The 12,994-nt window shown below is 62.6% G+C and carries 13 protein-coding genes and 1 tRNA gene; 4 read left to right on the top strand and 10 right to left on the bottom strand.

Annotated features, from left to right (window positions below):
* Positions 1-91: 91 nt before the first annotated feature.
* The gene (locus BGI01S_RS17780; protein ID WP_042327277.1) at positions 92-1,195 is read right to left on the bottom strand and encodes a LysR family transcriptional regulator; all 1,104 of its coding nucleotides are present in this window, start codon (positions 1,193-1,195) and stop codon (positions 92-94) included.
* Positions 1,196-1,255: 60 nt separating this feature from the next.
* On the opposite strand from BGI01S_RS17780, the gene BGI01S_RS30270 reads away from it, so the two are divergent.
* The gene (locus BGI01S_RS30270; protein ID WP_157004216.1) at positions 1,256-1,426 is read left to right on the top strand and encodes a hypothetical protein; all 171 of its coding nucleotides are present in this window, start codon (positions 1,256-1,258) and stop codon (positions 1,424-1,426) included.
* Positions 1,427-1,539: 113 nt separating this feature from the next.
* Here BGI01S_RS30270 and BGI01S_RS17775 read toward each other — a convergent pair whose 3' ends face one another.
* Positions 1,540-3,408 carry a phosphoenolpyruvate carboxykinase (GTP) gene (locus tag BGI01S_RS17775; protein WP_042327276.1) on the bottom strand — a complete coding sequence of 623 codons (1,869 nt, stop codon included), beginning with the start codon at positions 3,406-3,408 and terminating at the stop codon, positions 1,540-1,542.
* Positions 3,409-3,785: 377 nt separating this feature from the next.
* On the opposite strand from BGI01S_RS17775, the gene BGI01S_RS17770 reads away from it, so the two are divergent.
* A complete protein-coding gene (locus BGI01S_RS17770) occupies positions 3,786-4,799 on the top strand; it encodes a D-2-hydroxyacid dehydrogenase family protein (RefSeq protein ID WP_042327377.1) in 1,014 nt (337 codons plus the stop codon).
* A 176-nt stretch (positions 4,800-4,975) separates the two neighbouring features.
* Here the strand turns inward: BGI01S_RS17770 and BGI01S_RS17765 are convergent, their stop codons facing one another.
* Positions 4,976-5,851, bottom strand: a complete 876-nt coding sequence (locus BGI01S_RS17765; RefSeq protein WP_042327275.1) for a patatin-like phospholipase family protein — start codon at positions 5,849-5,851, stop codon at positions 4,976-4,978.
* A gap of 48 nt (positions 5,852-5,899) precedes the next feature.
* The gene (locus BGI01S_RS17760) at positions 5,900-6,304 is read right to left on the bottom strand and encodes a PaaI family thioesterase (protein ID WP_042327274.1); all 405 of its coding nucleotides are present in this window, start codon (positions 6,302-6,304) and stop codon (positions 5,900-5,902) included.
* Between the two features lie 200 nt (positions 6,305-6,504).
* Between BGI01S_RS17760 and BGI01S_RS17755 the strand changes: the two genes are divergently transcribed.
* Positions 6,505-6,580: transfer RNA gene (locus BGI01S_RS17755), tRNA-Lys, on the top strand.
* A gap of 165 nt (positions 6,581-6,745) precedes the next feature.
* Positions 6,746-7,333, top strand: a complete 588-nt coding sequence (locus tag BGI01S_RS17750; RefSeq protein WP_042327273.1) for a LysE family translocator — start codon at positions 6,746-6,748, stop codon at positions 7,331-7,333.
* A gap of 51 nt (positions 7,334-7,384) precedes the next feature.
* Here the strand turns inward: BGI01S_RS17750 and BGI01S_RS17745 are convergent, their stop codons facing one another.
* The 6 genes from BGI01S_RS17745 to cadR form a co-directional block, all read right to left on the bottom strand.
* A complete protein-coding gene (locus tag BGI01S_RS17745) occupies positions 7,385-8,230 on the bottom strand; it encodes an AraC family transcriptional regulator (RefSeq protein WP_042327272.1) in 846 nt (281 codons plus the stop codon).
* A gap of 151 nt (positions 8,231-8,381) precedes the next feature.
* Positions 8,382-9,176, bottom strand: coding sequence for an ABC transporter substrate-binding protein (locus BGI01S_RS17740; RefSeq protein ID WP_042327271.1), 795 nt, complete (start codon positions 9,174-9,176; stop codon positions 8,382-8,384).
* 145 nt (positions 9,177-9,321) lie between these two features.
* Positions 9,322-10,476: a pyridoxal phosphate-dependent aminotransferase gene (locus BGI01S_RS17735; protein ID WP_042327270.1), complete on the bottom strand. Its 1,155-nt coding sequence runs from the start codon at positions 10,474-10,476 to the stop codon at positions 9,322-9,324.
* Between the two features lie 308 nt (positions 10,477-10,784).
* Entirely contained in the window at positions 10,785-12,188 is a 1,404-nt protein-coding gene (dbpA, locus tag BGI01S_RS17730; protein WP_042327269.1) for an ATP-dependent RNA helicase DbpA, read from the bottom strand.
* A gap of 27 nt (positions 12,189-12,215) precedes the next feature.
* A complete protein-coding gene (locus tag BGI01S_RS17725; protein WP_042327376.1) occupies positions 12,216-12,416 on the bottom strand; it encodes a hypothetical protein in 201 nt (66 codons plus the stop codon).
* Positions 12,417-12,522: 106 nt separating this feature from the next.
* Positions 12,523-12,954, bottom strand: coding sequence for a Cd(II)/Pb(II)-responsive transcriptional regulator (gene cadR, locus BGI01S_RS17720; protein WP_042327268.1), 432 nt, complete (start codon positions 12,952-12,954; stop codon positions 12,523-12,525).
* Positions 12,955-12,994: the final 40 nt, after the last annotated feature.

The raw sequence follows: 12,994 nt of genomic DNA, 5'->3' as shown, positions 1-12,994 counted from the left end.
ATGAAAAAAGGCGCAGTCATTTCAAGTGACTGCGCCTTTTTTAACATCTGCAAGCTTGCGCCTGCGCTGCTGACTTCTATCGTCCCGACAACTACAGCGGCGATAGAGCCGTCGGCCGGGGGCGATTGGTCGTCTTTGCCAACGTCTTCGGAACCGGCGACAACTCGCTATCCAGCAATCGCGACAGCGGCTCCGCGCCGTCGAACGCTTCCGGCGGCATGGGCGACTCGGCGGAATCGTATGCCGCCGACGTGGCGGGCCGCTCGAGGCCGTCCTTGATCCACTGCTCGCCGAGCAGACTGTTCGGCGTCTGGTTGAAATGCTCGACCAGATGATCGATAAACGTGCGCACCTTCGCCGGCAAGTGACGACGGCTCGGGTACGCGATGTTGATCTCGACCTGCGGCAAGCGGTAATCGCCGAGCAGACGCACCAGTCTGCCGCGCGTCATATCGCGGCCGATCAAATAGCTCGGCAGAATCGCGATGCCCATGCCGAGCAACGCGAACTGACGCAGCATTTCCGTGTTGTTCGCGACGATCACGTTCGACGGACGTACGCGCACTTCGCCTTCCGGGCCCGTAAACACACGCTCGTCGCCCCAATACTCGGACGGCAGGCTCAGGCACGGATGCTCCAGCAGATGCTCGGGACGCGTCGGGGTGCCGTGCTTCTCCAGATAGGCCGGCGTCGCGCACACGGTCATGCAGCCGGTGGTCAGACGCCGCGTGACGATACTGGCGCTGCGCATTTGCCGCGCGATCACCACGCCGACGTCGAAACCTTCCTCGACCAGATCGACCTGGCGGTCGACCAGCGTGACGTCCGGGATCACTTTCGGATAGCGCTCCGCGTACGTCTGCAGCACTGGCGCGAGGTTGTGCAAGCCGAACACGACCGGCGCAACTATTCGCAACGTGCCAACGGGTTCGTGATTGCGCGCGACCACCATCTGTTCGACGTCTTCCAGTTCGTCGAGAATCTGGCGCGCACGCTCGAGATACACCTGTCCGGATTCGGTCAGAGACAAGCTGCGGGTTGTGCGATTGAGCAGCCGCGTACCAAGGCGGCCTTCGAGGTCGGCAACGTGACGGGTGGCGACCGCGTTGGAAATATCCATCGCGCTCGCAGCGCGGGCAAAACTGCCGAGGTCCGCCACTTTGACGAAAACTCGCATCGACTGCAAATGATCCATAAGACAACTCCCTGCCGTGTTACAGCTTCCTGACAATTAGTGAAAACCAGTGAAGCGAACTTGGAATTCTCCTACGACTCTCAAATTCGTGCAGAAGTTGCCCGCGAAACCCGAAATATTGTCAATTTTCGTGCGACTGTATTCCCCAATGTGGGGCAGGATCGTCAATTGTTCCCCGAAACGAAACAATCTGCTGCGGCGCAGTTAGCGCTGTCTTATTTGTTCGAATAGACGTAAAGGTCGTCCCGGCATTGCGGAATCAGAAAAAATCGTCGGCCGAGGACAGTGCGAAAAAGGAAAGCCGCCCGAAGGCGGCTTTCCTCACGAAGTGAATACTCACCTGATCATGCCGCAAGCTTCCCTTCGAGAGCACGTTTCGCTTGCGTCAAAGCGGGCGGCAAACGTTGTTGCAGAGTGTCGAATAGCTCTGCGTGCAGCGCGAGTTCATCGCGCCACGCGGCGTCGTCGACCGAGATGACCTGCTCGAATTGCTCGCGGGTGAAGTTGAGTCCGCTCCAGTCGATGTCCTCGTAGTGCGGCGACACGCCGAACGCGTGCTCCTCACCGTGCGCGGTGCCTTCGATCCGGCCGACCATCCAGCTCAGCACGCGCATGTTTTCGCCGAAGCCCGGCCAGACGAACTTGCCGTCCGCGCCCTTGCGGAACCAGTTGACGCAGAAGATTTTCGGCAGTTTCGCGTTCAGTTTTTCCAGCCGCTCGCCCGTTTTCAGCCAGTGACCGAAGTAGTCGCTCATGTTGTAGCCGCAGAACGGCAGCATCGCGAACGGGTCGCGCCGCACCACGCCCTGCTGGCCAGCTGCGGCGGCGGTCGTTTCGGAGCCCATGGTCGCCGCCATGTAGACACCCTCGATCCAGTTGCGCGCTTCGGTGACGAGCGGCACGGTTGTCGAACGGCGGCCGCCGAAGATGAACGCGTCGATGGCCACGCCCGCCGGGTTTTCCCAGTCGGCATCAATCGACGGACATTGCGAGGCCGGCGCCGTGAAGCGCGCGTTAGGATGCGCCGCCTTGCGGCCGCTTTCCTTGGCGCTTGCCGGCGTCCAGTCCTTGCCCTGCCAGTCGATCAGGTGCGCGGGCGCCTCGTCGGTCATGCCTTCCCACCAGACGTCGCCGTCGTCGGTCAGCGCGACGTTTGTGAAGATCACGTTTTCCTTCAACGTAGCCATCGCGTTGAAGTTGGTCTTCTCACTCGTGCCCGGCGCCACGCCGAAATAGCCGGCCTCCGGATTGATCGCGTACAGGCGGCCGTCCGAACCCGGTTTGATCCAGGCGATATCGTCCCCGATCGTCGAGATTTTCCAGCCATTCAGCCCTTCCGGCGGGATCAGCATTGCGAAGTTGGTCTTGCCGCACGCCGACGGAAACGCCGCCGCGACGTGATGCTTGCGCCCTTCCGGCGACGTCACGCCGAGAATCAACATGTGTTCGGCGAGCCAGCCTTCGGCGCGGCCCATTGTCGACGCGATGCGCAGCGCGAAACACTTCTTGCCGAGCAGCGCATTGCCGCCATAGCCCGAGCCGTAGCTCCAGATCTCGCGCGATTCCGGAAAATGGACGATGTATTTGGTCTTGTTGCACGGCCACGGGACGTCCTTCTCGCCCGCCGCGAGCGGCGCGCCGACCGAATGGACGCACGGCACGAACTCGCCGTCTTCACCCAGCACGTCGTACACCTTGCGGCCCATGCGCGTCATGATGCGCATGTTGGTCGCCACGTACGGGCTGTCGCTCAATTCGACGCCGATGTGCGCGATCGGCGACCCGAGCGGGCCCATCGAAAACGGCACCACGTACATCGTGCGGCCGCGCATCGCGCCGTCGAACAGCCCGTCGAGCGTGGTACGCATTTCGTTCGGAGCGATCCAGTTATTGGTCGGGCCGGCGTCTTCCGCTCGCTGCGAGCAGATGAAGGTGCGGTCTTCGACGCGCGCGACGTCCGAAGGATCGGACCATGCCAGGTAAGAATTGGGACGTTTCGCCGGATTGAGTTTCTTGAGCGTGCCGGCTTCGACCATCTGCGTGCAAAGACGGTCATACTCCTCTTGCGAGCCGTCGCACCAGACGATCTTGTCCGGCTTGGTCATCGCAGCGACCTGCCGGACCCAGTCGATCAGTTTTCGGTTCCTGACCCACGCGGGCGCCCCTGTGGACGCCTCGATGGTGGGCTGTCCTTCGAATGAGGGATGATTCATCGACCTGTCTCCGTTTGAAAGCAATAGAAAAACGGTACAAGCCCGGCGACGCTGCATGCGAGAGGCATTTCATTTCATCACGCCGAGGTAACGCCCACTCGACGCAATGGCGCAGGTCATCCTGGGCCAGCCAGCTTGCCGCGCGGAGGCACTTGACGGGCGGGGCTTCTGCAACCGTCTGTAAAGCGGCTTGCCTCAACACGCAACAAACTGTTAAAAACGATCTCAATTTGCCCTTAACGTGGTGCTGCCGTGCTTTGCAGCAGCATCTACGGTAAGGCATCCTGCCACACCGGCATGTGACCTAAGTCACATGGTGGGACAGTGAGCATAACACTCGGTTCCGCACCGTCATGGTGCGCCGCAAGACACATACCATGAAGATTGCCATCCTCGACGATTACCAGGACGCCGTTCGTAAGCTCGACTGCTTTCAACTGCTGGCCGATCACGAAGTCAAAGTTTTCAACAACACCGTGCGCGGTCTCGGTCAGTTGGCAAGCCGTCTCGCCGAAGTCGACGCGCTCGTCCTGATACGCGAACGTACTCGCATCAATTCGCAACTGCTCGACAAATTGCCGCGTTTGCGCATGATCAGCCAGACCGGCAAAGTGTCCAGCCACATCGATCTCGCGGCGTGCACGGAGCGCGGCGTCGCCGTGCTGGAGGGCAGCGGCTCGCCGTACGCGCCGGCCGAACTCACGTGGGCTCTCATCATGGCGGCGCAGCGCCGCATTCCGCAATACGTAGCTAACCTTAAGCAAGGGGCCTGGCAGCAATCCGGTCTGAAGACGTCCGCGCTGCCGCCGAATTTCGGCCTGGGTCAGGTGTTGCGCGGTCAGACGCTGGGGATTTGGGGGTACGGCAAGATCGGCCGCCTGGTCGCCGGATACGGCAAGGCTTTCGGCATGAACGTGCTGATCTGGGGTCGCGAGCATTCGCGTGAAGCCGCCCGCGCCGATGGGTACGGCGTGGCCGAGAGCCGCGACGCGCTGTTCGAGCAGAGCGACGTGCTGTCGTTGCACCTGCGTCTGCACGACGACACGCGGGGCATCGTCAAGCAGGAAGACCTGATGCGCATGAAGCCGACCGCCTTGCTCGTGAACACGAGCCGGGCCGAGCTGCTCGACGAAAACGCGCTGGTGAACGCGCTGTCCCACAATCGTCCGGGGATGGTCGCGATCGACGTCTACGAAAGCGAGCCGATCCTGCAGGGCTACAGCCTGCTGCGGATGGAAAACGTGATCTGCACGCCGCACATCGGCTACGTGGAGCGCGAGAGCTACGAGCTTTACTTCACGGCGGCGTTCAACAACATTCTGGCGTTCGATGCCGGCGACACCGCCAGCGTCGCGAATCCGGAAGCATTGCAGGGCGGGCGGCGGCGGTAACTTCGGAAGACGTGCATCGGCGTCCGGCGACGATTGCTTGCCGGGGCCTGCATGCGCGGGCTCTTCCGCGCACACAGATGCAGGCGACGGGTTTGCCGACGTGTCGCCCTCCAAGCCGCACGTCGGCATGACCCTGCAAGAAGCTCTACCGTCAGAAACCCGCGCCGCCACGCACCTTAGCGCGCTTCGCGCGCGCCGGCCTCCAACAGTTCGGGCACGCGCTCAAGGAAAGTCTCGCCATCGGCGCGGCCGAGGTTGTATGCGTGCGCCATCTGCGAAGGGCTCGTGTAATCCCAGCTCGAAATCGGCACCTTCCGCGACGGTTGCACGTAAAGCCGCTGCTGCACGCCGTGGGGTACGACGAACATCTGCGGCCGCGGATAGATGCGCGTGACCATCACCAGCACGTTGCCGGGCGCGTCGGCGTCGAGCGCGCCGACCGGCACGTTGTCGACCATGCCGCCGTCAAGCACTGGCCTGCCGTTGCGCCGCAGAACCGGCGTGAACGGCGGCGTACTCGACGATTGCAGGATCAGATCCGCGAGATCCTCGACTGTCGCGCAGTCCTGCGCCCGCACGAATTCCGGATGAAAACCGAGCGTCTGACCCAAGGTCGGATGCAGCGTCTTGCGCACGTATTTCTCGATGTTGTATGCGATCAACCCCGCGGCGACCGCGCTGCGTGCGCCGAGCCAGCGCGGCAGATGCGACACGCCGATGCGGATTTCGGGCGCGTCGGCGAGCGTCGAAAACTTATCGCCGTAGATGTCGAGCAGCGCCTGCCGGTAGATCCGGTAATGCGGAAACACCGATTCGCCGCGCAGCAGATTGCCCCAGTAAGCGTTGCGAGTGTTGTGACGCAGCGCGTCCTGGTAGTAGCGCATCACCCAGTCGGAATCGCGCGTGTAGAGCATGCACGCGGTGGCGGCGCCGGCCGAAATGCCGGTGATGACGCGTGGCCGGACATGCAGCTCCGGCTGCACCACGTCCCAGAAACCCGCCTGCCACCAGCAGCGGTTGCCGCCGCCGGCGAATACGACCTGATCGAACATCCTGGTTTTTCCTCTTGTACGGCTTGCCGCGCTGTCTCAACTTCAGACTCAGTCGAGCAGCGCGTAGGTGGTGGTGGCGTGGACCGCCATATTGCCGGTTTCATCGAACAATCCGACCTCACCGAACACCAGATTGCGGCCCATGCGCAGCACGCGGGCGGTGATCATCACGTCGCCCTTGCGGACCGCGCGCATGAAGTTGATATTCAGCGACACCGTGGACATCGGCTTGAAGCCACCGAGCGCGGCTGAAATGGCGACGATCATCGCCGTGTCGGCGGCCGCCATGAACACCTGGCCGCAAATCACGCCGCCCGCATGGCGCAGGCCGCCGGAAAACGGCAGGCGCAGCGTCGCGCTTTCTTCGTCGACCTTGACCGGGGTCAGCGTGAGTGCGCGGACCCAAGGTGCGAGGATGCGGTCGAGCAACTCGATAATCTCTTTCTCATCCATGGCAGTTCCCGGTCGAAAGCCGCAGCGCGTCGCGCGGCGAGATGTCCGCGACATGATACCGGGACGATAAACGCCGCGCCTTTTTCACACGCGCGGCGCTATGGACGGATGGCTCGAACCGGCTGCCCCAATATTTTTTAAGAAATTTACTAAAGGGGCTTGGCAAGCTCGAAAAGTTACTGCATAATTTCGCTTCTGTTGGGGCGTTAGCTCAGTTGGTAGAGCAGCGGACTCTTAATCCGTAGGTCGAGTGTTCGAGTCACTCACGCCCCACCAAGCATTCCGAAGCCCGGTTAGCGAAAGCTGACCGGGCTTTTTGCTTTCCGGCAGCAGCCCTCAATCTGCCCCCGAAGCAATTTCCTTCAATACACCCCGCCCCCTCGCCCGTTACCGTTGACCGTCGCCAATCCTGCGCAACGCACTCACGTATCGAGGCATCAGATGACCGTCTTACTCTCCATGGCCGCATTCGCGCTCGCCAGTTCCATTACCCCGGGTCCGGTGAACGTCGTCGCGCTCAGCGCGGGCGCCCGGCACGGGCTCGTCGCGAGCATGCGGCACGTGAGCGGTGCGACCGTCGGCTTCACGGTGCTGCTTCTGCTCATCGGCCTGGGTCTGCATGAGATGCTGGCTCATTTCCCCAACCTGATCGACTTCGTCAAGTGGGCCGGCATCGGCTTCCTGCTGTACATGGCCTACAAACTCGCCGTCGACGACGGTCAACTCGGCGCCGACAAACCGTCTCGCGCACCGTCCTTCGCCCACGGCGCGGCGATGCAATGGCTCAATCCGAAAGCCTGGCTCGCGTCGCTGGCCGGCATGGGCGCCTACGCGGCCGGCGGTGACAGCAGCCTCGTCTGGCAATTCACCGCGCTGTACTTCGTGATCTGCTACGTGTCGATAGCGAGTTGGGCGTACGCCGGCACGTTCCTGCGCCGGTACTTGCAGGAACCAAAACAGGTCCGGCTGTTCAATCGCGTGATGGCCGCGCTGCTCGCAGCCAGCGCGCTGTATCTGTTGATGGAATGAATGACCGAACGCGTGAGATAACGCGGCGCGCCGACCGGCGCATTGGCCGGATCAACTGCGGTACTGCCCCGGCGTCGCCGCAACCAGCCGCTTGAATGTGCGCTGCAAATGCGCCTGATCGGCGAAACCGGCATCGAGCGCGACGTCCGCGATCAGCCGGCCGCGTTTGAGTTGCGCGCGGCTGTACTGAATGCGCCGGTTGATCAGGTACGCATGCGGAGTCATCCCATAGCGCTGTTTGAACGCGCGAATCAGATGCGACGCGGACAGCTCCGCCACTTCGCACATATCGTCGAGCGTCAGCGAGCGCGTACAGTTTTCGGCGATGAATTCCGCGGCCCGTGTCAGCTGTCGGCTCGCGTCGTGATCCGGCAAGGACGCCGGATTCAGCTTCTGCTGCACTTCGGAGAAAAAGGTGATCGCCGCGCTTTCCTTGCGCAGCGTGTCGGCGTCACCGTCGACGAGAATCGCGCACAGCCGGTTCAAGCCGTCGAATAACACCGGGTCCAGCGTCATGGTCTGCGAGAACGCGCGAAACGCGTGGTTTTCGCTGAAGCCCAGTTCGTGTTGCAGCTTCGTGAGCCACTCGACCTCGACGTGCAGCATCCGATACGACCAGCGCTCGTCGGCGATCGGGTTGCACGCATGCACGTCGTCCGGGTTCATCATCACGACCGCGCCCGCGCCGATCCACTCACGCGCATGCCGATTCAGATACACGCTGCGGCCGCCGGTCACGGCGCCGATCGAAAACGTTTCGTGCGAGTGCTTGGCGTAGCAGACCTCGCGACCGTCGTCGATGGAACGCGCTTCGATGAACGGCAATGCGTCGCTGCGCCAGAACTTCGGCGCGGAAGCGCTCTTAACGTGACTTGCCGTCTCTGTCATCCCGCTCATGCGCGTGCTCTCCGATCCGTACGTAGACCTCGCCATAGCGAAGCCTACCTATCGTAGCCGCCAAACGCGCGGTCAACAACCAAGTCCCTGCGAAGCGTCAGCAGCGGTGAGCGGCGCCGGGCCTGCGCACGCAGACGCGCATCGCAAAGACCTACTTCGCGCTCACATCGATATTGCCGAGATACTTCGTCGCCAACGTCTTCACCGTTCCGTCCGCCTGCACCTTCGCGATCGCCGCGTTCAGCTGATCGCGCAGCGCCGTATCGCCCTTGCGAATCCCGTACGCGATGCCGCTGCCGAGAATCTTGTCGTCACGCACCGGCTGACCGACGAACGCGTAGTCCTTGCCGTTGGGCTTCGACAGAAAACCCGTTTGCCCCGCGGGCGCCAGCACGAGCGTCGCGTCGAGACGACCCGCGACCATATCCGTGTACACCTGGTTCTGGTCCTGATACGGGACGATGATCACGCCAGCCGGTTCCCAATGCGTCTTCGCGAAGGTCTCCTGAATCGACGCCTGCAACACGCCCACCCGCTTGCCCTTCAACGACTCGGGCTTCGGCAGCAGACCGCTGTCGCGCCGCGCGATCAACTGCGTCGGCACGCGATACACGACGGTGGTGAAATCGATCGCCTGACGGCGTTGCTCGGTCGCGTTCATCGCCGAATTGATCGCGTCGAACTTGCGACCCTGCAGCGCGGGAATCAATCCGTCGAACGAGGTCTCGACCCATTTGCAGGTCATGTGCGCGGCGACGCAGACCGCATTGCCCACGTCGATATCGAGCCCCTGCAACTCACCGCTCGGGCCTTTCGATTCGAACGGCGGATACTGCGCTTCGACGCCGAAACGCAGCGTCGCGGTGTCGGCGGCATTCGCGGCAGACGAAGCCGCGAGCGACGCGAATGCGCAGGCCAGCGCCAATAGAGGCTTGAGCAACTTCATGGCAAATCCCTTTTCCTTCGAATTTCATCGTAACGTCCGCGCCGCCATACGCTGATGCACATAGCGGCGTCACCGGAGCGCGACGATCATACTGCGTTCAAAAAAATGGCCAACGCCTGGCGCGTGCCGCATTGCACGCGAGCCCTCAAATCTCGCACAAACGACGCGCGCCTTCGAGCAGCGTCGCGTCGTCCTTCGAGAAGCTCAGGCGGATCAGGCCGGAATCCGTGCCGTCCGTATAGAACGCCGACAACGGGATCGTCGCGACGCGCGCATCGCGAATCAGGCGCAGCACGAAGTCGCTATCGCTTTCGTCGGAGAAGCCGCGAAAACGCGCGAGCATGAAGAAGCTACCTTCGCTGGGCAACAGTTCGAAGCGCGACTCGCGCAGCGCGTGCGCGAGCAGATCGCGCTTCTTCTGATAGAACGCGGAAAGGCCGAGATAGCTTTCGCGATTGGCCAACGCATCGACGAACGCGTATTGCATCGGCGTATCGGCGGAAAAGACCATGAACTGGTGGACTTTGCGAATCTCGTCCATCAGCTCGGCGGGCGCGAGGCAATAGCCAACGCGCCAGCCAGTCACGTGATACGACTTGCCGAACGACGAGACAATCACGCTGCGCTCCGCGAGTTCAGAATGGCACGCCATGCTCTGGTGCTTCGCGCCGTCGAACACCACGTGTTCGTAGACCTCGTCGGCCAGAATCACGATGTCAGTGTTGCGCGTGATGGCCTTCAGCCGCGCGACGTCGGTCTCGCTGAACACGGTCGCCGTCGGGTTGTGCGGTGTGTTGACGATGATCATCCGCGTCTTCGGCGTGATCGCGGCGGCGACCTCGTCCCAATCCACGCGGAAATCGTTCAACGACAGTTTGATCGCCACCGGCGTCGCGCCTTGCAGCCGGACGATCGGACCGTAGCTGTCGAACGACGGCTCGAAGTAAATCACTTCATCGCCGGGGTGCACGAGCGCGCTGATCGTCGAATACAGCCCTTCGCTCGCGCTCGCGATCACGGTCACTTCGCTGACCGGGTCGTAGCGCACGCCGTACAACGTCTCCACCTTATCGGCGAGCGCTTCGCGCAACGCGGCGATGCCGGCCATCGGCGCGTACTGGTTATGGCCGGCGCGCATGGCTTGCGCGACACCGTCGACAAGCTTCGCGTCCGGCGCGAAATTGGGCGCACCTTGCGACAGGTTCAGCGCATCGTGTTGCGCGGCCAATTGACCGATCACGGTAAAAATCGTCGTGCCCACATCAGGCAGTTTCGAGCGGGCTTGCGTGGCGCTCTGCATAAGGCTTTCTCCCATTCTTCATCCAGCTGCGGATTCACGGACACAGCGACGACGCGGCGGTCCTTCCGGTCCGGTGATTAGGCATCAGCCAAAGAACCGTCACAATCGAAACTTTGTCATGCGCGGCATGCGTTTATGTCATGGCTAGCGCGAAGGGGCGCCGCATCGGGCGAGACCAGTGGGATCGAAGCTTGAGGGAAGAAATGGGACAGCGCGAAGCGCCCGGGATAACGCGCAGGTATGACGTAATGTGATGCGTGGAAGGGACGGCCGCGAGCGCCGCCGTCCCTGATCCGGCTAGGCGGCGATCACGCGTCGTCCATCAGACGGACCTTGACCTTCTTGCCCTTCACCTTGCCCGCGCTGAGCTTGCGCAGCGCGTCGCGCGCGATGCTGCGCTCCACCGCCACGTAGGTCGACATTTCGGTCACGTTGATCTTGCCGATCTGCGAGCCGGCGAAACCCGCCTCGCCGGTCAGCGCGCCGAGCACGTCGCCGGGGCGGATCTTTTCCTTGCGGCCGCCGAGAATCTGCAGCGTTTCCATAGGCGGCAACAGCCGCTCGTTGCTCGCCGCCGTGAGTTCGGACAGCTTGTGCCATTCGACTTCGCGCTTTTGTGCCTGTTCGAGACTGCCCACGCGGCCCATCTCGTTCATGCTCGCGAGGCTCAGCGCCCAGCCTTCCTGATCGGCGCGGCCCGTGCGGCCGATACGGTGCACATGCACTTCCGGGTCCGGCGTCACGTCGACGTTGATCACCGCTTCGAGTTGAGCGATGTCGAGACCGCGCGCGGCGACGTCGGTGGCGACCAGCACCGAGCAGCTGCGGTTCGCGAACTGGATCAGCACCTGATCGCGTTCGCGCTGATCGAGTTCGCCGTGCAGCGCGAGCGCATGAAAACCTTGCGCGCGCAGCACGTCGAGCAGATCGCGGCATTGCTGCTTGGTGTTGCAGAACGCGAGCGTGCTGACCGGACGATAGTGGTTCAGCAACAGACCGACCGCATGCAGACGCCCGTCTTCGGTCACTTCGTAGAAGCGCTGGCGAATCTTGGTGTTGTCGTGCCGTTCGGCGAGCTTCACTTCCTTCGGATTGCGCAGGAACTGCTGGCTCAGCTTGACGATACCGTCGGGGTAGGTCGCCGAGAACAGCAGCGTTTGCCGCTCTTTCGGGCATTGCTTCACGACGGTCGCGATGTCGTCGAAGAAACCCATGTCGAGCATGCGGTCGGCTTCGTCGAGCACCAGCGTGTTGAGCGCTTGCAACGGCAGGCTGCCGCGTTCGAGGTGATCCATGATGCGGCCCGGCGTGCCGACCACGATGTGTGCGCCGTGTTCGAGACTCGCCGTTTGCGGGCGCATCGGCGTGCCGCCGCACAGCGTCAGCACCTTGATGTTTTCTTCCGCGCGCGCGAGGCGGCGGATTTCCTGCGTGACCTGATCGGCGAGTTCGCGGGTGGGGCACAGCACCATCGCCTGCACGGCGAAGTTGCGCGCGTCGAGGCGCGAGAGCAGCGCGAGCGAAAACGCCGCGGTCTTGCCGCTGCCGGTTTTCGCCTGGGCAATCAGGTCGTGGCCGGCGAGCGCGATCGGCAGGCTCGCGGCCTGAATCGGCGTCATCTCGACGTAGCCGAGCTGCGTCAGGTTCGCGAGGGTCGCGCTCGGCAGCGACAACTCGCTAAACGGCGCGCCGGCGGTGGTGGGACTGTTCATAGGATGAGGTTCGCTATTGACTGGAGACTAGTCGGCCATGGGGCCGGCGTCGGGACGGCCTTCGATCTGTTCGTACAGGACCGAGCCGTCTTCGCCGTCGAAACGCTCGACGTAATTGCGCGCGCCGCACATCGGGCAACGGAACAGCAGCCCCTGCCCTTCGTTTTTGATGACGACGTCCGACAGTTCCCACTGCGCGTCGCAGGACTGATTTCTACAGGTAAACACGTTGATTCTCCAACTGGATTCGGTGGTTTTATTGGCGGGCCGCACGAACGGCCCGGCCATGAATGGGGTCGCCGCGGCCGGATCGACGCGGCGCGGCCGGAACGTTTCAGCCCAGATGCGTATGGCGCGCACGCGGCGCGCTCACATCCATTTCGCTCAGACCGTGGACGATGCCGCAGTCCTCGACGGCCTGCTCGCCGTGGCATTGCTCACGCAGCGTGGTCAATTGCAGCTTCAGTTGTTTCAATTCGTCGATGCGCGTGTCGACGTGCGCAATGTGCTCGTCGATCAGCGTATTGATGCCGCCGCAGCCGTTCGCCGGCGCGTCGGTCAACAGCAGCAGCGCGCGGATTTCGTCGTGGGTCATGTCGAGCGCACGACAGTTCCGGATGAAGCGCAGACGCTCGACATGCTTCGCCGTATAGCTGCGGTAGTTGGCCTCGGTGCGATCCGCTTCGGGCAACAGGCCCTCTTTTTCGTAGAAACGGATGGTTTCGGTCGTGCAATGGGCGATTTTCGCCAATTCGCCAATTTTCATGGACCCTCCGGATGGCGGCCTTGACCTTGTAGTGGCTTCA

Origin of the sequence: Paraburkholderia ginsengisoli NBRC 100965 (assembly GCF_000739735.1) — a bacterium.
Classification (GTDB): Bacteria; Pseudomonadota; Gammaproteobacteria; order Burkholderiales; family Burkholderiaceae; genus Paraburkholderia; species Paraburkholderia ginsengisoli.
The sequence above is the reverse complement of the archived record's forward strand: the minus strand, read 5'-3'. Positions and strand labels throughout refer to the sequence as shown.

Coding starts and splice junctions, on each gene's coding strand:
- BGI01S_RS17735 (WP_042327270.1), bottom strand. CDS start 10,476: ATGCAGAGCGCCACGCAAGCCCGCTCGAAACTGCCTGATGTGGGCACG.
- BGI01S_RS17780 (WP_042327277.1), bottom strand. CDS start 1,195: ATGGATCATTTGCAGTCGATGCGAGTTTTCGTCAAAGTGGCGGACCTC.
- BGI01S_RS17770 (WP_042327377.1), top strand. CDS start 3,786: ATGAAGATTGCCATCCTCGACGATTACCAGGACGCCGTTCGTAAGCTC.
- cadR (WP_042327268.1), bottom strand. CDS start 12,954: ATGAAAATTGGCGAATTGGCGAAAATCGCCCATTGCACGACCGAAACC.
- BGI01S_RS17765 (WP_042327275.1), bottom strand. CDS start 5,851: ATGTTCGATCAGGTCGTATTCGCCGGCGGCGGCAACCGCTGCTGGTGG.
- BGI01S_RS17745 (WP_042327272.1), bottom strand. CDS start 8,230: ATGAGCGGGATGACAGAGACGGCAAGTCACGTTAAGAGCGCTTCCGCG.
- BGI01S_RS17750 (WP_042327273.1), top strand. CDS start 6,746: ATGACCGTCTTACTCTCCATGGCCGCATTCGCGCTCGCCAGTTCCATT.
- dbpA (WP_042327269.1), bottom strand. CDS start 12,188: ATGAACAGTCCCACCACCGCCGGCGCGCCGTTTAGCGAGTTGTCGCTG.
- BGI01S_RS17760 (WP_042327274.1), bottom strand. CDS start 6,304: ATGGATGAGAAAGAGATTATCGAGTTGCTCGACCGCATCCTCGCACCT.
- BGI01S_RS17740 (WP_042327271.1), bottom strand. CDS start 9,176: ATGAAGTTGCTCAAGCCTCTATTGGCGCTGGCCTGCGCATTCGCGTCG.
- BGI01S_RS17775 (WP_042327276.1), bottom strand. CDS start 3,408: ATGAATCATCCCTCATTCGAAGGACAGCCCACCATCGAGGCGTCCACA.